Below are 19,344 nucleotides of genomic sequence, written 5' to 3'. Positions count from 1 at the left end.
AAGTGTGGCGCAAGCGTCTAACAGGCCGACTGCCACAGGCAATGGCTGCTGGTTGCGATTCTCGGCATTGTGACAGAAACCATCGTTTTATGATCGATCCGCTGCTCCCTGGGGCTGCCGACGGCAGCGCCGATTTGAACGCCGTGTCGGCCGCATCTGGCCGCCACCCGGCGGCGCAGCGCTGGGCGACGCTGGTCGAGCGCATCGAGCAGTTCATGCAGGTGCAGCAGGTTCGCGCCGACCGAACACTGGTGCTGGTGCCGTATGCGCAGCTCATGGCGCTGGGGCGTCGTGCCTGGGCACAGGCACACCCGAACGGGTTTGTTCCGCGCTTTGTCTCCAGCCGCCACTGGGCCGCTGCGCTGCACGCCTTTGTTCCGGCAGCGACCGACCTGTGCCTGGACCTGGCGCGTGAGCAACTGGTGGCCGCTGCCCTGCTGGAGCGGGTGGCGCCGGGTGACGTCGACGCCGCGCTGCGCGCCAGCCTGGTGCGCCGACTGGTCGAGGCTGCGCACCAGCTCGCGCCGCTGGCCGCCGCCGTCGACCCGCAGCAACGCCTGGCTTGGGCCGAATCGCGGCGCTGCACCCTGGCGTCGGACGCATTGACCACCGCCGCACCCTTGCACTGGGAAAATCTGCTCGCCGCGCTGGCACTGACCTGGGTCAGCACCTCTGCTTATGCCACTGATGTGCTGTGGGGCCCGCTGGCGCAGCCGGGGGCCGATGCCGACGCCCTGATCGTGTTGCAGGGTTTTCAGCCAGACCCACTGGCAGACGCGCTCTGCCGCCGTTGGGGCGAGCGTGCCTGCGTCTGGTCCTTGCGCGTTGACGAGGCCACGCCTGGCGTGCGCCGCTTGCACGCCTGCAGCGACGCTGAAGACGAAGCGCAGCGTGCTAGCGCCTGCGTGTTGGCGCAGCTCAATGCGGGACATACACCGCTGGCGCTGGTGGCGCAAGACCGCTTGCTCACGCGCCGCGTGAGCGCCTTGTTGCACAGTGCCGGCGTGACGCTGCAAGACGAGACCGGCTGGAAACTCTCCACCACGCACGCCGGCGCACAACTGATGAGCCTGCTGCGCGCGGCCGACGCGCGTGCCGGCATGGACGAGGTGCTCGACCTGCTCAAGTCGGCCCGGCGCTGGCCTGATGCGCAGGTGCAGACCCTGGAGCAGCAGGCCCGCGCAAGCGGTGTTTCGCGTTGGAGTGCCGCCGTGCGCTCGCCCGCCCTGGCAGCCGCGCTGCCGGAGGGATTGACGGCCTTGCTGGCTGGCTTGCGCTCGGCGCGGCCGCTCGAGCGCTGGATCGGCGATGTGGCTGCTGCGCTGCGTGACAGCGGCCTGTGGGAGCTGCTGCAGCGCGACCCGGCGGGTCAACAGGTGTTGCAGGCCCTGCGCTTGGACACGGATGCGGCGCGCGAGCTGGGCGAGCTGAGCCAGGCGCTGGCGACTGTGCTGGGCGCGCCAGCCGGTCGGTTCGCCGCGCCGCTGAGTCTGGCCGCGTTCACCACCTGGGTGCGTGAGGTGCTCGAAAATGCCAGCTTCGTGCTGCGCGGCGAAATCGAGCCGGCGGTGCTTGTTGTGCCCTTGGCGCAACTGCTGGGCCGCACGTTTGCCGCGGTGGTGCTGCCCGCTTGCGATCAGACACACCTCAGCCCCAGCCCCGAGCCGGGTGGCCAATGGAGCGTGGCGCAGCGCGCAGCGCTGGGTTTGCCGACGCGCGCCGCGCTGGCGCAAGCGGCGGCGCAGGCGTGGCAGGAGGCGCTGGCGCAACCGCAGCTCGATTTGCTGTGGCGCACGCAGCAGCGCGGCGAAGCCGTGCTGCCCAGCGCCTGGGTGCAGGCGCTGCCGGACTTTGACGCCGGCCCAGCAGCGGCAACCCGCAGCGACCCGCGTCGCTGGCGCCCATTGCAAGCCCAGTTGCCGGCGCGCCCGGCGCCGGCGGCGGGCGATCTGTTGCCGCAGGTGATTTCGGCCAGCGCCTACCAAGACTTGCGCGACTGCCCGTACCGGTTTTTTGCCTTGCGCCAGTTGCGCTTGTCCGAAGCCGCCGAACTGCAGGACGAACCCGACCAGCGCGACCTGGGCAACTGGCTGCACGCGGTCTTGTGCGCCTTTCACGAGCAGCGCGGCGCGGCGCGTCCCGGCCGCACGGCCGACTGCGCGGCGCTCGATCGGCACGCCGCTGCCAGCGCCGCCGCCATGGGTCTGAACGCTGCCGATGGAGGGGGTGGTTTTCTGCCCTTTGAGGCGCTGTGGCCGGCGCTGCGCGACGGTTATCTGGACTGGCTGGCTGGTTTTGAAGCCGACGCAGAGGGTAGGGGGCCGCGCTTTGAGCGCGCTGAAGCCGCGTTCAGTGTTCAGGCCGAGTCCTGGAAGCTGGTCGGCAAGATCGATCGCATCGACCGCCAGGCCAGCCCCGAAGGCGACATCCGCTTCGTCATCGACTACAAAACCGAAGGCCGCGACAAAACGCTGGCGCGCGTGAAAGAACCGCTGGAAGACACGCAACTGGCTTTTTACGCCGCGCTGCTGCCAGATGAGAACCTGCGCGCCGCCTACCTCAGCATCACCGACCAAGACGGCGCCGGCGCGCGCCAGCAAGCCACGCGGCTGCTTGAGCAGACCGAGGTGTTGTACGCGCGCGAGCAGTTGCGGGTCGGCCTGGCGCATGATCTCGCGCGTGTGGCCGCCGGCCATCCCATGGCTGCGCTGGGAGCGGGCCGGGGCTGCGATTATTGCAGCGCCCGCGGCCTGTGCCGCAAAGATTTCTGGGGCCAGGCATGAAGCCGTCTGACCTGTTGCACCGCTGCCGCTCGAACCCATACCCACTGCCGCCATGACGCCTGCAGCCTACCGCATCGATGGCGAGCTGGTCTCGCGCGAGGCCTTTTACGCCCTGGCCTGCGACCCGGCGCGCAGTCTGGCCGTGCAGGCCTGCGCGGGCGCCGGTAAAACCTGGATGCTGGTCTCGCGCATCCTGCGCGCCTTGCTCGACGGCTGCGCGCCACAGGACATTTTGGCCATCACCTTCACCAAAAAAGCCGCCGGTGAAATGCGCGCCCGGCTCAACCAGGAGCTGCGCCGCTGCGCCAGCTTGTCAGACGACGAACTGGCGCAGGCCTTGCGCGAGCGCGGACTGAGCGCGGCCGATGCGCGCGCCCGCGCGGCCGAATTGCGCGGCCTGCAGCAACGCGTCGACGCGCACGGCCGCTCGGTGCAGTTGCGCACCTTTCACAGCTGGTTTGCGGCCCTGCTGCGCAGCGCGCCGCTGTCGGTGTTGCAGCAACTGCGCCTGCCGCCCCAGTACGAGCTGCTGGAAGACGACAGCCTGGCGCGGGCGCAGGTCTGGCCGCATTTTTATGCCGCGCTGGCCAGCCGCCCGCTCGAGCGGCAGGACTATATGGATTGCGTGGCCGAACACGGCCGCCACCAGACGCAACAGGCGCTGGAAAATGCGTTGCAAAAACGGGTCGAGTTTGCGCTGGCCGACGCCGCCGGGGTGGTGCAGACTTCGGTGCAGCCGTTTGGCCAGCTTTATCCCGAGCTGGCGGCACTGGCCACGCCGACGCAGTACCTGGCGCAGCCCGGCCCTGAGCACGCCGTACTGTGGGCGGGCGCGCGCGCGCTGGGCGGCGCCCATGCGCCCAGCTTTGTTGCCAAAGGCGTCGCACTGGAGCAGGCCTTGAGCGCGTGCGACGTGGCGGCGCTGCTCGATGCCTTGCTGACCAAAGAACGCGGCGCGCGCAAATTCAGTGAAAAAATCAAAGACCTTGCCGCCGTTCGGGCCGCGCAAGACCTGGCGCTGCGTTTGCACGCTGCCCTTGAGCAGCACGCCGCCTGGCAGCACCAGCAGCGCATGGCGCGGCTGGTGCGCGTGTTGCTTTGCGCCTACGCCGACGGCAAGCGCGAGCGCGGCTGGGTCGATATGGGAGACGTCGAACTCGCGGCGCAGCGCCTGCTTGGCGATGCCACCCTCTCGGGCTGGCTGCAGCAGCGGCTTGACGCGCGCGTGCGCCACCTGCTGATCGACGAATTTCAAGACACCAACCCGCTGCAATGGCAGGCCTTGCACGGCTGGTTGTCGGGCTACGTCGGTGCCGGTGCAGGCCAGGCACCCAGCGTGTTCCTGGTCGGCGACCCCAAGCAATCGATCTACCGTTTTCGCCGCGCCGAGCCGCAGGTGTTTTTGGCCGCGCAAGACTTCGTGCGCCACGGTCTGGCGGGTGCGCTGCTCAGTTGCGACCACACGCGCCGCTGCGCCCCGCAGGTGGTGCACGCCGTCAATACCGTCTTGCTGACGGCGCTGCAGGCGGGCGAATACAGCGGCGACTTTCGCGCCCACAGCACCGAGAGCACGGCGCCGGGCGCCGTGCTGGCGCTGCCGCAGATCGCCCGCAGCCAGCGCAGCGCCCGGGCGCAGCCAGGCGCTGGCGATGCGCCCGCGCTCTGGCGCGACAGCCTGCGCACGCCGCGCGTGCTGCCCGAAGACAGCCTGGCGGCGCTCGAAGCGCAGCAAGCGGCCGACTGGCTGGCGGCGGAAATCGCCAGCGGGCGCCTTCAGCCCGGGCAAGTCATGGTGTTGTCGCGCCGGCGCGAGCGCCTGGCCTGGCTGCACACCGCCTTGCTCGAGCGCGGCATCGCCAGCGAACAGCCCGAAAAGCTCGACCTGTGCCAAGCGCCGGCGGTGCAAGACGTGGTGGCACTGTTGGACGTGCTGGTCTCGAATCGGCACGACCTCAGCCTGGCGCGCGCGCTCAAATCGCCCCTCTTTGGCTGGAGCGACGAGTTGCTGGCTCAGTTGGCGCGCCTGCAGCGGCAGGCCTGCCAGCACACCCGGCCCGATGCTGGCGCAAGCCCGGCGCTTGCGCTCAAGCCGGCCTGGTGGGACGTGCTGCAAGAGCTGGCCGCAGTGCCGCCCGAGCAGCAAGTGAGCCTGCTGCGTCCTTACTGTCCCGACGGCGAGGCGGCCCAGACGCAGGCGGCGCTGTTGCGCACCAGCGCCGAGCGCTTGGTGCAATACCGCGACTGGCTGCGCAGCCTGCCGCCGCACGACGCGCTGTCGGCCATTTACCAGCACGGCGACCTGCTCGCGCGCTTTGCCCAGGCGGTGCCCGCCAGCCAGCGCGAGGGGGTACTGACGCCCTTGCGCGACCTGTTGACGCAGTCGCTGGCGCTCGACGGTGGACGCTTTCTCACGCCCTATCGGCTGGTGCGCGCGCTCAAAGCCGGTGGCCTGGCAGCCACGCCGGTGCAAACGCCGGCGGCCGTGCGCTTGCTCACCATTCACGGCGCCAAGGGCCTGGAGGCCGACACCGTGCTGATGCTCGACACCGACAGCGCGGCCGCGCGCCCCGCCAGCATGGACGTGCTGGTGGACTGGCCCGGCCAGGCCAGCGCGCCCAGGCGTTTTGTTTTTTTGCTCAGCGAAAAAACACCGCCGGCCTGTGCGCTTGAGGCGCTGCAATTGGAGCAGCAGGCGCGTTTGCTTGAAGAATTCAACGCCTGCTACGTGGCGCTGACCCGGGCCGAGCGCCGGCTGGTGCTTTCCAGCTTCGAGCCACACCAGCGCGGCAACGGCCCCAGTTGGTTCGAACGCCTGCGCCCCCTGGCCAGCGTGCTGGACGCGCCCGTCGCGTTGCAAAAAATAGACGTCGCTGTGCCCGCCGCTGCGCATGCGGCGGCCTTTACGCTGCCGGAGTTGCCGTGCAGCGCCGGCTGGCATGCGCCGCCGCCTGCGGCAACGGCGGCCGGCAGCACCGCTGCGGCGCCAGGCGCAGACGCCGAGCAAGCCCGCATCGGTCAGGCGCTGCACCGCCTGCTGCAGTGGCACCCCACGCCGGGTGGGGGCTTTGACTGGACGGCGGCGCACGAGCAGGCGGTCGCGCGGGAGTTTGGCCTGAGCGCCGAGCAAGCGCGCCTGGCGCGAACAATGGCACGGCGCATGGTTCAGGGAGAAGCCGCCTGGGTGTGGGACTGCGGCGTGATCGATCACTGGAGCAATGAAGTCGAGCTGCTGCACCAGGGCCAAGGGCTGCGGCTGGACCGCCTGGTGCGCCAGCGCAGCAGCGGCATCTGGTGGGTGCTGGACTTCAAGAGCGCCGCGCGGCCCGAGCAGCAGCCTGAGCTGCTGGCGCAAATGCACCGCTACCAGCAGGCCATGGCGCAGACGCTGCCGGGGCAGACGGTGCGCCTGGCCTTCATCAATGCGCTCGGCCGTGTAATCGAGTTGACATACCCCTGAAACATGGGCTGGTGAAGATTCCAAGACCGTTGCAGTGTTTGCCCAAGCGGGTCAAAGGCCGTTTGAGGTCGGCGTGTTGCGGTCTTCCATTTCATTATCAAAACTTCTCACAGGGCTTACGAATGCAAAAATTTTCATTTTCCACGCTGGCGGGCGCTGTGCTTGCCGTCGGTTTGCTGGGCAGCGGTGCGGCCGCAGCCAGCGGCACCCCTGTTGCGAACACCGTCTTTTTCCACCCGGACGGCACCGGCTTGAACCACTGGACGGCGGCGCGGATTTACTGGAAGGGGCCAGACGGCACGCTGAATTGGGACCGGCTAGGGCAAATGGCGGCCTACCGCGGCCACATGAGCGAGTTGTTGACCGGCACCTCCAACGGCGGCGCCACGGTGCACGCCTTTGGCTACCGGGTCGAGGGCCTGGGTTCGTTTGGCAAAGACGGCAACGGCAACGCCACGCCGCCAACCGACCGTTTCATCAACGCCTTGTCGGGCTATCGGGGCAGTCTGATGCGCGAGGCGGCCAACAAAGGTCATCCGGTTGGTCTGGTCAACGATGGCAACATCAGCGAACCCGGCACCGCAGCCTTTGCCGCTGAAGTTGGCAACCGCGACAACTGGAACGCGATTGCGCTGCAAGTCATTGCCGGACGTGACACGGCGCAGCCGATCCAAAACTCGCGCGACCGGCCGATACACGTCATTCTTGGCGGGGGCGAACGCAACTTCCTGCCTGCCGGCACGCCCACCTGCGCGCCAGCCAGCGCCGGCAGCACGATGCAGCAGGGCGTTGCCACCTTCCCGCTTAACTGTATGGTGCACACGCTGGACTGGAGCAAACCCGCAGCGGCCGGCAGCGGGCCGCTGGGCATCGGCCGCGTGGCCACGCCGGACCGCGCCGACGGTCGCAACCTGCTGCAAGAAGCGGCTGCCGCTGGTTATCTGGTGATTCGCACCCGTGCTGAGTTTGCAGCCGTGCAAAGCAGGCTCGAGCGCGAGCGCAACTGGCAGCCCAGAATTCTGGGCTTGTTTGCCGCGCACCACACTTTCAACGACCGCAACGAGGAAGACCTGATTGCCAACGGCTTTCGTGACGCTGCCGTCGACGTCAACGCCAAGACTTCCAACCTGGTGCTGTTTGGCAACCCCAGGGCAGCCGACCCAGGCTTTAACCCGCCGCGCGGCAACGAGTTGATGGGCATGGCGATGCTGGTGCTCGCGCGCGCGGCCGACCAAGCCGCCAAGCCCTACTTCTTGGTGGCAGAGGCCGAGAGCCCCGACAATTTTGGCAACAACAACAACGCCATCGGCGTGCTGGTGTCGACCCAGATCGCCGACGACATGATAGGGGTGGTGCTCAGGGCGCAAGCGGCGCGCCGGGCCGACTTGTTCGGCTCGCGCTTTCCCACCACCGTGCTGACGGCGGCTGACAGCGGCGCCGGCGGCATGCAACTGGCCTCTTTGCCGGCACCGCTGGAGAAGGTGGCCGAGCTGCCCTTGAATCCGGCCGCCGGGCTGGCCGCATTCACCAGCCCGCTCGACGGCTTGTACGGCCGCGCCACCCAGTCCTTTCTGGCCGCGCCCGACAAGTTGGGCCGTCGCGGCAGCTTTGGTATTGTCTGGGCGGGATCGCCTGACTTTGCCGGCGGCATTCTGGCGCGCGCCAGCACGGCCCAGCGCGCCCCGCGCGAGCGGCGCGCAGGCCTGCACCTGAGCGACTTCAGCAGCCGTTTTGACAACACAGACGTGTATCGATTCTTGCACGCCAGCTTGTTTGGCGGCCTGCTCAAGCCGCCGACGACTGCTGCGCCGGATCGTCGCTGACGCCAGCCGCAGACGGTGCGAGCGCAAGCTCTCGGTGGTCGCAGCGCCGTCTGTGCGGGTTCAGGACTGGGCGGCTTCGATCGCTTCGCCCAGTTCGAGCCAGCGCGCTTCGAGCGCTTGGGTCTCGGCGGCAATGGTTTTCAGGCGCCGCCCCGCTTGTGCGATCTCGCTCGGGTGGGGCACTTGGCCCAGGCTGGTTTGCAGCCCTGCCTTTTCTTGCGCCAGTTCGGCCAGTCGCTGCTCGATTTTTTCCAGCTCTTGGTGCAGCAATCGGCTCGCCCCGCCGGCTGCTGCGCGGCCGGGTTCGGATCTGGTCTGGGCTGGCGCAGCGCGCCCGGGCGCCGGTGCGGCTGTGCTGCGGCGCTGCTCTTGCCGCTGCGCCTCGCGCGATTGTTTGGCCAGCTCCAGCAGGTAGCGCTGGTAGTCGTCCAGGTCTCCGTCAAAGGGTTCGATGCCGCCGTGCGAGACCAGCCAGAATTCGTCGCAGACCGTGCGCAGCAGGGCGCGGTCGTGGCTGACCAGCATCACCGTGCCTTCAAATTCGTTCAGTGCGACCGACAGCGCTTCGCGCGTGGCCAGGTCCAGGTGGTTGGTGGGCTCGTCGAGCAGCAGCAGATTGGGGCGCTGCCAGACGATCATGCACAGCACCAGGCGGGCTTTTTCACCGCCGCTCATACTGCCGACGGCTTGTTTGACCTGGTCACCGCCGAAGTTGAAGTTGCCCAAAAAGCTGCGCAGGTCTTGTTCGCGCGTGGCCTGACCGCATAAACGGTTTTGCGCAGCCCAGTCGCGCGCCAGCCGAATCATGTGCTCCAGCGGGGTGTCGGCCGGGCGCAGCACGTCGAGTTCTTGTTGCGCAAAGTAGCCGATGTTGAGGCCACGGCCTTCGGTGATCTGTCCGGCCAGCGCTTGCAGCTCGCGCGCAATGGTTTTCACCACAGTGGACTTGCCCTGGCCGTTGGCGCCCAGGATGCCGATGCGCTGGCCGGCCAGTACCGAGCGACTGACGTTTTTGACGATGACGCGGGGTGAACCACCGGCGTGCGCAGCCGGGTAGCCGAAGCTAACCTCGCTGAGCGCCAGCATCGGGTTGGGCAGGTTTTGCGGCTCCGAAAATTCAAAGTTGAAATCGGCCTCGGCCAGCACCGGACCTATTTTCTCCATCCGCTCCAGCGCCTTGACCCGGCTTTGTGCCTGTTTGGCCTTGCTGGCTTTGGCCTTGAAGCGGTCGATGAATTTTTGCAAATGCGCCATCTTGTCTTGCTGGCGCGCAAAAGCCGATTGTTGCAAGGCCAGTTGTTCGGCACGCATGTCTTCAAAGCGGCTGTAGTTGCCGCCGTAGCGTGTCAGTTGCGCGTTGTGTATGTGCAGCGTGACGTGGGTTACTGCGTCGAGAAACTCGCGGTCGTGGCTGATCACCAGCATGGTGCCCTCGTAGCGCTTGAGCCAGGCCTCGAGCCAGACCAGGGCGTCGAGGTCGAGGTGGTTGGTCGGCTCGTCGAGCAGCAGCAGCTCACTCGGGCACATCAGCGCGCGCGCGAGCTGCAGCCGCATGCGCCAGCCGCCTGAAAAGCTGTTTACCGGGCGCTCGAGCTCGTCGGTGCGAAAACCCAGGCCCAGAATCAGGCTTTGCGCGCGCGCAGCGGCGTCGTGTGCGCCGGCGTCGTGCAGCGCGAGGTAGGCGTGCGCCATGCGCTCGCCGTCGCCGCTGTCTTGTGCCGCACTCACTTCTTGTTGCGCTTGCAGCAGGATGCTGTCGCCCTCGACCACGAACTCGGTGGCGGGCTGGGCGGTCTCGGGCATGTCTTGCGCCACCTGCGCCATGCGCCACTGCGCCGGCAGGTAAAAATCGCCCTTGTCTTCGTGCAGGCTGCGGTTGAACAGGCCAAACAGGCTGGATTTGCCGGCACCGTTGCGGCCGACCAGACCGACTTTTTCACCCGGGTTGATGCTGGCCGACGCGCCGTCGAGCAGCACTTTGCTGCCACGGCGCAAAACGACGTTTTTGAGTGTGATCATTGCAAGTTCAGGGGTTCGTCTCGGGTGCGCGGGCCCAGGTCGCCAGGGCTTGGGCGCTCAACAGCAGCACCTGGTCGTCGCCCGCGCTGGTGCTGAGCCAGAGGGGTTCGAGGTGTGGGAAGGCGGCTTCGAAGTGTTCGCGTTCGTGGCCGATTTCGAGCACCAGCACGCCGTCGGGATGGCGCAGCACGGCTGGTTGCTGGCGCAGGCGCTGCAACAGCGCGCGAATGAAGTCCATGCCGTCGCAGCCACCGGCCAGCGCCAGCGCCGGTTCGGCGCGGTATTCTGCCGGCAGGGCGGCCATGCTGTGGGCGTTGACGTAGGGTGGGTTGCACACAATCAAGTCCCACGGGCCGGGGCAGTGGTTCAGGCCGTCGGACTGCAGCAGCGTGATGCGCTCTTGCAAGCCGTAGCGGTCGACGTTGATGCGTGCCACCGCCAGCGCGTCGGCGCTGATGTCGGCCGCGCACACACTGACTTCTGGCCAGGCCAGAGCCGCCAGCACCGCTAAGCTACCGTTGCCGCTGCACAGGTCTAGCACCTGTTGCGTGTGCGGGCTCAGCCAGGGGTCTATGCTGCCCTGGACGATCAGTTCGGCGATGAAGCTGCGCGGCACGATGGCGCGCCGGTCGACATAAAACGGCAAGCCTTGCAGCCAGGCCTCGCGGGTCAGGTAGGCGGCCGGTTCGCGGCTTTCGATGCGGCGTTCGACCAAGGCCAGCAGCGCGGCTTGCTGCTCGGCGCTGACGGCTTGTGCGGCCCGTGCGTCCAGGTCGGTGTCTAGCGGCAGACCGAGCTGCCACAACAGCAGCCAGGCGGCTTCGTCGCGCGCGTTGTCGGTGCCGTGGCCATAGGCCAGAGGAGCAGCGGCCAGGCGTTCGGTGGCCTGGGCCAGCAGTTGTTGCAGCGTCATGGGCTGGGGTGGCTGGCGCGCGCTTGCTCGTCCAGCAGCTCCAGGGTGCGACGGTAGATGTTTTTCAGCGGCTCGATGTCGGCCAGCGCCACGTGTTCGTTGACTTGGTGGATGCTGGCGTTGGGCGGGCCGAGTTCGATCACCTGCGGGCAAATGCGCGCTATGAAGCGGCCGTCGCTGGTGCCGCCGCTGGTCGAGAGCTGGGCTTGCAGGCCGGTTTCGGCCGCGATGGCCGCGCGCACCGCGTCGACCAGCGTGCCCGGGGCGGTCAGAAAAGGCAGACCGCTGACGGTCCAGGCCAGTTCATAGTCTGTGCCGGCTTGCAGGCCGTGGCCTTGCAATATCTCAGCCACGCGCTGCTGCAAGTCCGGCGGCGTGGTTTCGGTGCTAAAGCGAAAATTGAAGTCGAGCACCAGCGTGCCGGGAATCACGTTGCTCGCGCCGGTGCCTGCGTGGATGTTGCTGCTCTGGAAACTGGTGGGCTGGAAGAAGGCGTTGCCGACGTCCCAGACCGTGGCAGCGAGCTCGGCCAGCGCCGCTGCGGCCAGATGGATAGGATTTTTAGCCAGTTGCGGGTAGGCAATGTGGCCTTGTATGCCGTGGATCGTGAGTTTGCCGCTCATGCTGCCGCGGCGGCCGTTTTTTATTGTGTCGCCGCTGCGCTGGCTCGCCGTCGGCTCGCCAACGATGCACCAATCCAGCCGTTCACCGCGTTGCTGCAGGGTGTCGCAGACGACTGCGGTGCCGTCGAGCGCCGGGCCTTCTTCGTCACTGGTGAGCAAGAAGGCAATGTCTATGGCGGGTTGCGGGTGTTGCGCCAAAAATTCCTCGCACGCCACCAGCATGGCGGCGAGCGAGGTTTTCATGTCGCTGGCGCCGCGGCCATAGAGCCGGCCATCGCGCTGGCTGGGAGTGAAGGGGTCGCTGTGCCAGGCCCCCAGCGGGCCAGTCGGTACCACGTCGGTGTGGCCAGCCCACACCAGGGTGGGCTGCTGGCCGTTGCCGCGGCGCGCCCAAAGGTTGCTGACGCGAAAGTCGGCCGGGCCGCTGTCCAGGTGTTCGCAGGCAAAGCCCAGCGTACCCAGTCGTTCGGCCAGCAGCGCTTGGCAGCCCGCGTCGTGCGGGGTGACGGAGGCGCGGGCGATCAGTTGTTCGGTCAGGCGCAGGGTGGCGTTCATTGGTGTTTGACGTCGAGGGTGAACTCGGTGAAGGTGGCGTGGTCGCTCTGATCGTCGTCGCTTGCGACGGCCGCTTGGGCCGGGCTGGGTTTGAAGTCGTTTTGCAAGCGCCACATCAGATTGGTCGGCGAGTCGGCATGCGCGAGGCCTTCGTTGCGCGCAATCAGGCCGACGTTGATCAGGCGCGCGAGATCTTGCTCGAAACTTTGCGAGCCTTCGGCGAGCGATTTTTCCATCGCTTCGCGCGCGCCGGCAAAGTCGGCTTTTTGAATCAGGTCGGAAATCAGTGCGGTGTTGAGCAACACCTCCATCGCCGGCGTGCGTGTGCCGATGTGGGTGCGCAGCAGCCGCTGCGAGACGATGGCACGCAGCGCGGCGGCCAAGTCGCCCAGCAGGGTCGGACGCACTTCCACCGGGTAAAAACTCAGAATCCGGTTCAGTGCCTGGTAGCTGTTGTTGGCGTGCATGGTGGCCAGGCACAGGTGGCCCGACTGGGCGTAGGCAATCGCCGCCGACATGGTTTCGCGGTCGCGGATTTCACCGATCAGAATCACGTCGGGCGCTTGGCGAAGCGCGTTTTTCAGGCCGACCTGTAGCGAGGCGGTGTCGGTGCCGACCTCGCGCTGGTTGATGACCGATTTTTTGTTGCGGTGCACGTATTCGATCGGGTCCTCGATGGTCAGGATGTGGCCGCTGGCGTGGTTGTTGCGGTGGTCAATCATGGCCGCCAGCGTGGTGGTCTTGCCCGAGCCGGTGGCGCCGACCATCAGCACCAGACCCCTTTTTTCCAGCACCAGATCGGCCAGTATCGGTGCCACAGCAAGCGAGTCCAGCGCCGGCACGTTTTCCGGCACGTAGCGGATCACCAGCGCGTAGCTGCCGCGTTGACGCATGGCGCTGAGGCGAAAGTTGCCCACGCCGTCCAGGGGAACTGCCATGTTGAGTTCGCCGGTTTCCGACAACTCTTCCAGGCGCGTGGCCGGCACAATCTCAGACAGTAGCTTGCGCGGCGCGTCGGGCGGCAGCACCTGGTTATTGATTGGCAGGGTTTGGCCGTTGATCTTGATCATGGCCGGCGCATGGGCCGACAGGTATACGTCCGAGGCTTTCTTTTCTGCCATCAGGCGCAAGATGCGCCCCATTGTTCCGTTGCTCATGCCGGTTTCTGTGCCGGATTTAGTCTCTGAGCAAGTCGTTCAGGCTGGTCTTGCTGCGGGTCTGGGCGTCAACGCGCTTGACGATGATGGCCGCGTACAGGCTGTAGGTGCCACCCTCTTTGGGCAGGCTGCCGCTAATGACCACCGAACCGGCTGGCACGCGGCCGTAGCTGACGCAGCCGCTGGCACGGTCGTAAATGGGGGTGCTTTGGCCTATGTACACACCCATCGAAATGACCGAGTTTTCTTCCACCACCACGCCTTCGACCACCTCAGAGCGCGCGCCAATGAAGCAGTTGTCCTCGATGATGGTCGGGCCGGCTTGCAGCGGTTCGAGCACGCCGCCGATGCCTACCCCGCCCGAGATGTGTACGTTTTTACCGATCTGGGCACACGAGCCGACCGTGGCCCAGGTATCGACCATGGTGTTTTCGTCCACGTAAGCGCCAATGTTGACGAAACTGGGCATCAAAATGGCGCCACGGGCGATGTAGCTGCCGCGGCGCGCCACCGCGGGCGGCACCACGCGCACGCCGCTGGCTTTCATCTGCGCCTCGGACAAATGGCCGAATTTGGTGTCAACCTTGTCGTAGAACGCCAGATCGCCGCTGCGCACAAGACGGTTGTCGTTCAGTCGAAAAGACAGCAGCACGGCCTTTTTGATCCACTGGTGCACCGTCCACTGGCCCACACCGGTGCGCGTGGCCACCCGCAGCCGACCGGCGTTCAGATCGGCAATCACGTGCTCGACGGCGTCCATCACTTCTTTGGGCGCGCTGGTGGGGCTGAGTTCGGCGCGTTGCTCCCAGGCGGATTCGATCAGGGTTTGCAGGACTTGGGTCATGTGGGGTGTCACGGGTTCAGGGTTGGTGTTCGAGTCTGTGCGGTGCGGTTCAATTCAGCGGCGCTGCCGACTCGCAAAAGCGCACGATGCGCCCAGCCGCTTGCAGGCATTCGGCTGGATGTGCCACCAGCGCCATGCGCACGCGGCCTCGGCCCGGGTTATGGCCGTCGACCTCGCGTGCCAGATAGCTGCCGGGTAAAACCGTCACATTGTATTGAGCCAGCAGGTCGCGTGCGAACGCCTCGTCGGCACTCAGACCGGGCCAGCGCGCGGCAAATAGCGCCGGCACGCCGGCCCAGAGGTAAAAAGAGGCGTCGGGCAGCGCCACGTCGAGCACCTGCGCCAGCAGCGGCGTGACCTGCGAGAACTTTTCCCGGTACAGACGGCGGTTGTCCTGCACGTGCGCTTCGTCGCCCCAGGCGGCCCTGCTGGCGGCCTGTACCACCGGGCTCATGGCGCTGCCGTGGTAGGTGCGGTAGAGCAAAAAGGCTTGGATCAGCGCCGCGTCACCGGCGACGAAACCGCTGCGCAGACCGGGGACGTTGCTGCGCTTGGACAGGCTGGAGAAGGTCAGCAGGTTTTTGAAGTCGCTGCGGCCGAGTTGCTGCGCCGCTTGCAGCGCGCCCAGCGGCGCCGCGCCCGCGTCATCGGTGCCGAAATAAATCTCGCTGTAGCACTCGTCAGACGCAATCACGAAGCCGTGCCGATCGCTCAGATCGAACAGATCGGCCCACTCCGACAGCGGCATCACCGCACCGGTCGGGTTGCCGGGTGAGCAGGCGTAGAGCAGTTGCGTGCGCGCCCAAACGGCAGCGGGCACGCGCTCCCAGGCGGTGGCGAAGCGGCGTGCCGGATCGCTGGCCACATAAAACGGCTGCGCGCCAGCCAGCAGCGCAGCGCCTTCATAGATTTGGTAGAACGGATTGGGAAACACCACGGTGGCGCCCGGTCGCGCGGAATCGATCACGGTCTGGGCTACGGCAAACAGGGCTTCGCGCGTGCCGTTGACCGGCAACAACTGGCGGTTCGGGTCGAGTAAGACGCGGTAGCGCCGCTGCAACCAGTCCGCGCAGGCCTGGCGCAGCGCCGGCTCACCTGCGGTGGCGGGGTAGTTGCTCAGGCCGCTGTCGAGCGCGCCGGCCAGCGCTGCCTTGAGGAAGGCGGGTGCGGCGTGCCTGGGCTCGCCAATACCCAGGCTGATGGGGGAGAAAGCCGGGTTCGGGGTCACGCCGGCAAACAACTGGCGCAAGCGCTCGAACGGGTAGGGCTGCAGGAGCGACAATTTCGGGTTCATGGGCGCTGCATTATCCGGCATGGCAGATCAGGCGGCTGTCGTGACCTGATCTGATCTGCCATGCCCAGCCAAGCAGTCGTCGCCAAAGGCCAGGCAAGCGGGTGCGTCGCCGCAACAGGCTCGCAGCGGCCGCTTACGGCGTTCTGGGGACGATGGCCCAAGTTGGGTCGGAAGCGAACGTGGCGTCCATGCGCGGCGTCATCGCTCTCCACCGAGTGTAGGCCTCGGCGGCCCGGCTCACCCCCACGTTGGCTGCCGACGCCAGCATGGCGCGTGAAACCGCGGCATAGCCGGCCGAATGAATCGCCAGGCCGCTGGCCGGGATACTGGCGCAGGGTGTGCTGACATGTTGCGGGAAATTGCGAACGAAAAGATCTCTCCAAGTCGTGATCATTTGGCCATCGGCGTGTGCGATATGCCAATAAAACCCGGGTGCCTCGGCCGCGCAGAAACCGTTCTGGTCGTTCAGATAGCGGCCCACATTGAATTCACTGATGGCCGCCAAGGCACTGGCCGCTCTGGGTTCGCCGTGAAGCGCCAGCCAGCTGAAAACCATGCCGGTGAAATCGCTCTGCCAGGGCAAGTGTCAAGTTCCGCCCGTCCAGACCACCTGGCGCCAGCGGGCCTGATGGTTGTGGGTGAAACGGGGTTGCGCATGCACGACTTGACCGTTGCGACGGATGGTCAACTCGTAGCGGATGTTGCCCTTGTTCGGCGTGAACGTGCGGGCGTTTTCCATCATCACTTCGTCACCAGCGCGCACGTGTTGCCGCCCGAGCAAGGCGGCGCCGATGCGCCGGAATTGGTGGTGCAACTGCGCCAGGGGCAGGACGGCTGGCAGATGCGCGCGGCCCGCTTGCAGGGCCAGGATGGCGCGCGCGATCTGGCGCTGCTGCGCATCGAAGGCCCCGGCGGCCCGGTGCTCGCGCTGGGCGACTCCAGGCGCGTGCGCGAAGGAGACGATCTGGCTTTCATGGGTTTTCCGATCGGGGGCGTGCTGGGTTTTTCCAGTGTCACGCACCGCGCCACCGTCTCATCCATCACGGTCGCGGCCTTGCCCAGCCCGTCGGCGCAGCGCTTGACTGAACAGGCGATCCGCGGTTTGCGCGCCGTCAACTTTGAAATTTTTCAGCTCGATGCCACGGCCTTTCCGGGCAACAGCGGTGGCCCCTTGTTCGACCCCGCCAGCGGGGTGCTGCTGGGCGTGGTCAGCATGACGCTGGTCAAGGGCAGGCGCGAATCGGCGCTGAGCCATCCCTCGGGTATTGTCTATGCCGTTCCGGGCCGGTACGTCAAAGACCTGTTGGAGCGGCACCGCTGAGGCGGGCGCGATTGCTGTGCTTTGCTGCCGGGTCAGCGCAGCGCGTGCGGCAGGCGGCGCAGCGCCCCAATGGCCTGCGCCGCCTGCCGCACCAGGGCAGGCCCCTGGTAGATCAAGCCGGTGTAGATTTGCACCAGGTCGGCACCTGCCTCGATTTTGCTGCAGGCGTCGGCCGCGCTCATGACGCCGCCCACGCCGATGAGGGGAAAACCCAGACCCAGGCTGCTGCGCAGGTGGCGGAGCACCCGGTTGCTGGCCTTCAGCAGCGGCGCACCCGAGAGGCCACCGGCTTCTTGCGCGTGCGGCAGCCCGGCCACTGCGTTGCGGCTGAGGGTGGTGTTGGTGGCGATCGCGCCCCACGCCTGATTGGCCTGGCCGTCGCTGTCGGCGCCGTAGCGCAGCAAGGTGGTGGCGATGGCGTCGATCTGGCCGTCGTCCAGGTCGGGCGCAATTTTCAGGAAGATGGGAATGCGTCGTCCCCAGCGTTGCGCCAGCCATTCGCGCCGCTCGCTCACCGCGCCCAACAGGGCGTCCAGGGCGGCGTCGCTTTGCAGGCTGCGCAGGTTTTGTGTGTTCGGGCTGGAGACGTTCAACGTGACGTAGTCGGCGTGCGGATAGACGCCGTCGAGGCAGTGCAGGTAGTCTTCGCTGGCGCGCTCGATCGGCGTGCTGGCGTTTTTACCTATGTTCAGGCCCAGCAGCATGGGCTGTGGCTGGCTGCGAAAGCGCGCCCGCTGCACATTGGACAGAAAGACCGGCAAGCCCTGGTTGTTGAAGCCGAGCCGGTTGATCAGCGCGCGCGCCTGCGGCAGGCGAAACAGGCGCGGTTTCGGGTTGCCGCTTTGGCCCAGTGGCGTGACGGTGCCGACTTCGACGAAACCAAACCCCATCGCGGCCAGAGCGTCGATGCAGCCGGCGTTCTTGTCCAGCCCGGCCGCCAGGCCGACCCGGTTTGGAAAATGCAGTCCGGCCAGAGTGAACGGGTCGCTGACCCGGGGCTCGGCGTACAGGCAGCTCAGCGGCGAGTGCTGCAACCGGGTAAGCCCAGCCAGTGTCAGGTCGTGAGCGGTCTCGGGGTCCAGACCGAACAGCAGCGGGCGGGCGAAGGCGTAGGGCAACAGCGACATTGGATAAACTGGAATGCTTTATAAACTTTGATTGTCGCAAATGACCCAAGACGAGCTCAAAACCCTGGTCGGCCTGGCCGCCCTGCGTTACGTGGTCCCAGGCGAAGTCGTGGGTGTCGGCACCGGCTCGACCGTCAACAAATTCATCGACGCGCTGGCTGCCATGAAAAACCAGATCGCTGGAGCGGTCTCGAGTTCGCAGGCGTCCACTGCGCGCCTGCAGGCGCTGGGCATCCCGGTGTTCGACGCCGCTGCGGTGCCCGAGTTGTCAGTCTACATTGACGGCGCCGACGAGATCGACCACCAAGGTTACATGATCAAGGGCGGCGGTGCTGCGTTGACGCGGGAAAAAATCATTGCTGCGCAGTCGCGCCAGTTTGTCTGCATTGTCGACGCGTCCAAGCTGGTCCAGACCCTGGGCGCGTTTGCGTTGCCGGTGGAGGTGATTCCGATGGCTGTCGCGCGCTTGCTGCGTCAGTTTGCAGCGCTGGGCGGGCAGGCGCGCTTGCGGCTCAAGGACGGCGTGCCCTTGCTGACCGACAACGGGCAGCAGATGCTGGACGTGAGCGGCCTGCAGATCAGCGATCCGCTGGCGTTTGAGTCCACCGTCAGCCAGTGGCCGGGGGTGGTGACGGTGGGTGTGTTTGCCTACCAAAAGGCCAACGTGTGCCTGCTGGGAACGACCAGCGGTGTCAAAACCATGACCTTTTGAACCCGGGCCGGCGCTGCGGCAGGGCACTCAGAAGCGAATGCCAGTAGGCGGGGCAAGGGCAGGCGCGGCGGCTGCAGCAGGCTGGTCGGTTTGCCGCGCCGCAGCAGCAGCGGCATCCGGCGCCGGGATGTCCACCAGGGCGGTGGGCGCTGGCTGGCGGTAGTTCGCAGGCAGAATCGATCGCGCTGGATAGCCGGCGCGGTCAAGGAGTTGCGTCCAATCGGGCTCTGAAAAGCCCTTGATCTGCTGGCTGCCAACGGTCAGCAAGGGCAGTGCGTCTGAGCCGCTCAGGCGCCGCAGCGCCATGCCGTCTTGCGCCGTGTTGACGGTTTTTTCTCGGTAGGGAATACCGCGCGCCTGCAGCAGGCTGCGTGCGCTGTCGCAGGGCGCGCAGTCGTCGCTGCTGTGCAGCGTGACCGGAAAGCGGCTGACCAGTTGGCGCAGCACAAACGGCAGCGCCGGCTCGGCTGCCTGCGCAGGAGCGCCAGGGGCGGCTGGGTCAACCGGTCGGGCCGCGGCCTCGTGCGTGGGCGGGCGGTCGGTGAAGGTGACGCGCCCGTCGGGACCGACGATGCGGTGTACGCCCTGTGCCAGTGCCGGCGCAGCCAGCACGCCCAGCAGCAGCGCCCAGACCAGCCGGCGCCTGCCGCCTGGGTGAAAGTTCTTTGCTGCACTGGAATTGATGCGCATGGCAACTCCTATTGACAGAGCGGGCG

General features: G+C 66.8%; 14 protein-coding genes and 1 pseudogene. 5 read left to right on the top strand and 10 right to left on the bottom strand.

What is annotated here, in order from left to right; translation table 11 throughout:
* Positions 1-89 precede the first annotated feature (89 nt).
* The 3 genes from EST26_RS03535 to EST26_RS03525 all read left to right on the top strand — a co-directional run bounded on the left by EST26_RS03535 (position 90) and on the right by EST26_RS03525 (position 8,063).
* Complete coding sequence (locus EST26_RS03535) at positions 90-2,783, top strand: PD-(D/E)XK nuclease family protein (RefSeq protein ID WP_291065507.1); 2,694 nt, start codon at positions 90-92, stop codon at positions 2,781-2,783.
* Between the two features lie 52 nt (positions 2,784-2,835).
* Entirely contained in the window at positions 2,836-6,240 is a 3,405-nt protein-coding gene (locus EST26_RS03530; protein ID WP_291065505.1) for a UvrD-helicase domain-containing protein, read from the top strand.
* A 122-nt stretch (positions 6,241-6,362) separates the two neighbouring features.
* Positions 6,363-8,063, top strand: coding sequence for an alkaline phosphatase (locus tag EST26_RS03525; RefSeq protein ID WP_291065503.1), 1,701 nt, complete (start codon positions 6,363-6,365; stop codon positions 8,061-8,063).
* Positions 8,064-8,123: 60 nt separating this feature from the next.
* Here the strand turns inward: EST26_RS03525 and EST26_RS03520 are convergent, their stop codons facing one another.
* The 8 genes from EST26_RS03520 to EST26_RS03485 form a co-directional block, all read right to left on the bottom strand.
* Positions 8,124-10,082: an ATP-binding cassette domain-containing protein gene (locus tag EST26_RS03520; RefSeq protein WP_291065501.1), complete on the bottom strand. Its 1,959-nt coding sequence runs from the start codon at positions 10,080-10,082 to the stop codon at positions 8,124-8,126.
* A gap of 7 nt (positions 10,083-10,089) precedes the next feature.
* Positions 10,090-10,995, bottom strand: a complete 906-nt coding sequence (prmB, locus tag EST26_RS03515; protein ID WP_291065499.1) for a 50S ribosomal protein L3 N(5)-glutamine methyltransferase — start codon at positions 10,993-10,995, stop codon at positions 10,090-10,092.
* Positions 10,992-12,173, bottom strand: a complete 1,182-nt coding sequence (gene dapE, locus EST26_RS03510; protein ID WP_291065497.1) for a succinyl-diaminopimelate desuccinylase — start codon at positions 12,171-12,173, stop codon at positions 10,992-10,994. Before dapE ends, prmB begins: the two co-directional genes overlap by 4 nt.
* A complete protein-coding gene (locus EST26_RS03505; protein ID WP_291065495.1) occupies positions 12,170-13,330 on the bottom strand; it encodes a PilT/PilU family type 4a pilus ATPase in 1,161 nt (386 codons plus the stop codon). The genes dapE and EST26_RS03505 overlap by 4 nt, the downstream gene beginning before the upstream one ends.
* Positions 13,331-13,349: 19 nt before the next feature.
* A complete protein-coding gene (dapD, locus tag EST26_RS03500; RefSeq protein WP_291065493.1) occupies positions 13,350-14,174 on the bottom strand; it encodes a 2,3,4,5-tetrahydropyridine-2,6-dicarboxylate N-succinyltransferase in 825 nt (274 codons plus the stop codon).
* Positions 14,175-14,223: 49 nt separating this feature from the next.
* Complete coding sequence (gene dapC / locus EST26_RS03495; protein ID WP_291065491.1) at positions 14,224-15,468, bottom strand: succinyldiaminopimelate transaminase; 1,245 nt, start codon at positions 15,466-15,468, stop codon at positions 14,224-14,226.
* A gap of 133 nt (positions 15,469-15,601) precedes the next feature.
* Entirely contained in the window at positions 15,602-16,051 is a 450-nt protein-coding gene (locus EST26_RS03490; RefSeq protein ID WP_291065490.1) for a hypothetical protein, read from the bottom strand.
* A 3-nt stretch (positions 16,052-16,054) separates the two neighbouring features.
* Complete coding sequence (locus tag EST26_RS03485; RefSeq protein WP_291065582.1) at positions 16,055-16,207, bottom strand: hypothetical protein; 153 nt, start codon at positions 16,205-16,207, stop codon at positions 16,055-16,057.
* Positions 16,208-16,222: 15 nt separating this feature from the next.
* On the opposite strand from EST26_RS03485, the pseudogene EST26_RS03480 reads away from it, so the two are divergent.
* A pseudogene (locus tag EST26_RS03480) lies at positions 16,223-16,789 on the top strand (S1C family serine protease); the annotation flags it as partial.
* Positions 16,790-16,821: 32 nt separating this feature from the next.
* On the opposite strand, the gene EST26_RS03475 reads toward EST26_RS03480, so the two are convergent.
* A complete protein-coding gene (locus EST26_RS03475; RefSeq protein WP_291065488.1) occupies positions 16,822-17,916 on the bottom strand; it encodes a quinone-dependent dihydroorotate dehydrogenase in 1,095 nt (364 codons plus the stop codon).
* Positions 17,917-17,956: 40 nt separating this feature from the next.
* On the opposite strand from EST26_RS03475, the gene rpiA reads away from it, so the two are divergent.
* The gene (gene rpiA / locus EST26_RS03470; RefSeq protein WP_291065486.1) at positions 17,957-18,628 is read left to right on the top strand and encodes a ribose-5-phosphate isomerase RpiA; all 672 of its coding nucleotides are present in this window, start codon (positions 17,957-17,959) and stop codon (positions 18,626-18,628) included.
* Positions 18,629-18,655: 27 nt separating this feature from the next.
* Here the strand turns inward: rpiA and EST26_RS03465 are convergent, their stop codons facing one another.
* Positions 18,656-19,318 (bottom strand): DUF4124 domain-containing protein, encoded by a 663-nt coding sequence (locus EST26_RS03465; RefSeq protein WP_291065485.1) that lies wholly within the window; start codon positions 19,316-19,318, stop codon positions 18,656-18,658.
* Positions 19,319-19,344 lie beyond the last annotated feature (26 nt).

This window comes from Hydrogenophaga sp. (assembly GCF_014773545.1).
Taxonomy (GTDB): Bacteria; Pseudomonadota; Gammaproteobacteria; order Burkholderiales; family Burkholderiaceae_C; genus Hydrogenophaga.
This window is presented reverse-complemented; position numbering and strand designations above follow the sequence as displayed.

Coding starts and splice junctions, on each gene's coding strand:
- EST26_RS03535 (WP_291065507.1), top strand. CDS start 90: ATGATCGATCCGCTGCTCCCTGGGGCTGCCGACGGCAGCGCCGATTTG.
- EST26_RS03530 (WP_291065505.1), top strand. CDS start 2,836: ATGACGCCTGCAGCCTACCGCATCGATGGCGAGCTGGTCTCGCGCGAG.
- EST26_RS03525 (WP_291065503.1), top strand. CDS start 6,363: ATGCAAAAATTTTCATTTTCCACGCTGGCGGGCGCTGTGCTTGCCGTC.
- EST26_RS03520 (WP_291065501.1), bottom strand. CDS start 10,082: ATGATCACACTCAAAAACGTCGTTTTGCGCCGTGGCAGCAAAGTGCTG.
- prmB (WP_291065499.1), bottom strand. CDS start 10,995: ATGACGCTGCAACAACTGCTGGCCCAGGCCACCGAACGCCTGGCCGCT.
- dapE (WP_291065497.1), bottom strand. CDS start 12,173: ATGAACGCCACCCTGCGCCTGACCGAACAACTGATCGCCCGCGCCTCC.
- EST26_RS03505 (WP_291065495.1), bottom strand. CDS start 13,330: ATGAGCAACGGAACAATGGGGCGCATCTTGCGCCTGATGGCAGAAAAG.
- dapD (WP_291065493.1), bottom strand. CDS start 14,174: ATGACCCAAGTCCTGCAAACCCTGATCGAATCCGCCTGGGAGCAACGC.
- dapC (WP_291065491.1), bottom strand. CDS start 15,468: ATGAACCCGAAATTGTCGCTCCTGCAGCCCTACCCGTTCGAGCGCTTG.
- EST26_RS03485 (WP_291065582.1), bottom strand. CDS start 16,207: ATGGAAAACGCCCGCACGTTCACGCCGAACAAGGGCAACATCCGCTAC.
- EST26_RS03475 (WP_291065488.1), bottom strand. CDS start 17,916: ATGTCGCTGTTGCCCTACGCCTTCGCCCGCCCGCTGCTGTTCGGTCTG.
- rpiA (WP_291065486.1), top strand. CDS start 17,957: ATGACCCAAGACGAGCTCAAAACCCTGGTCGGCCTGGCCGCCCTGCGT.
- EST26_RS03465 (WP_291065485.1), bottom strand. CDS start 19,318: ATGCGCATCAATTCCAGTGCAGCAAAGAACTTTCACCCAGGCGGCAGG.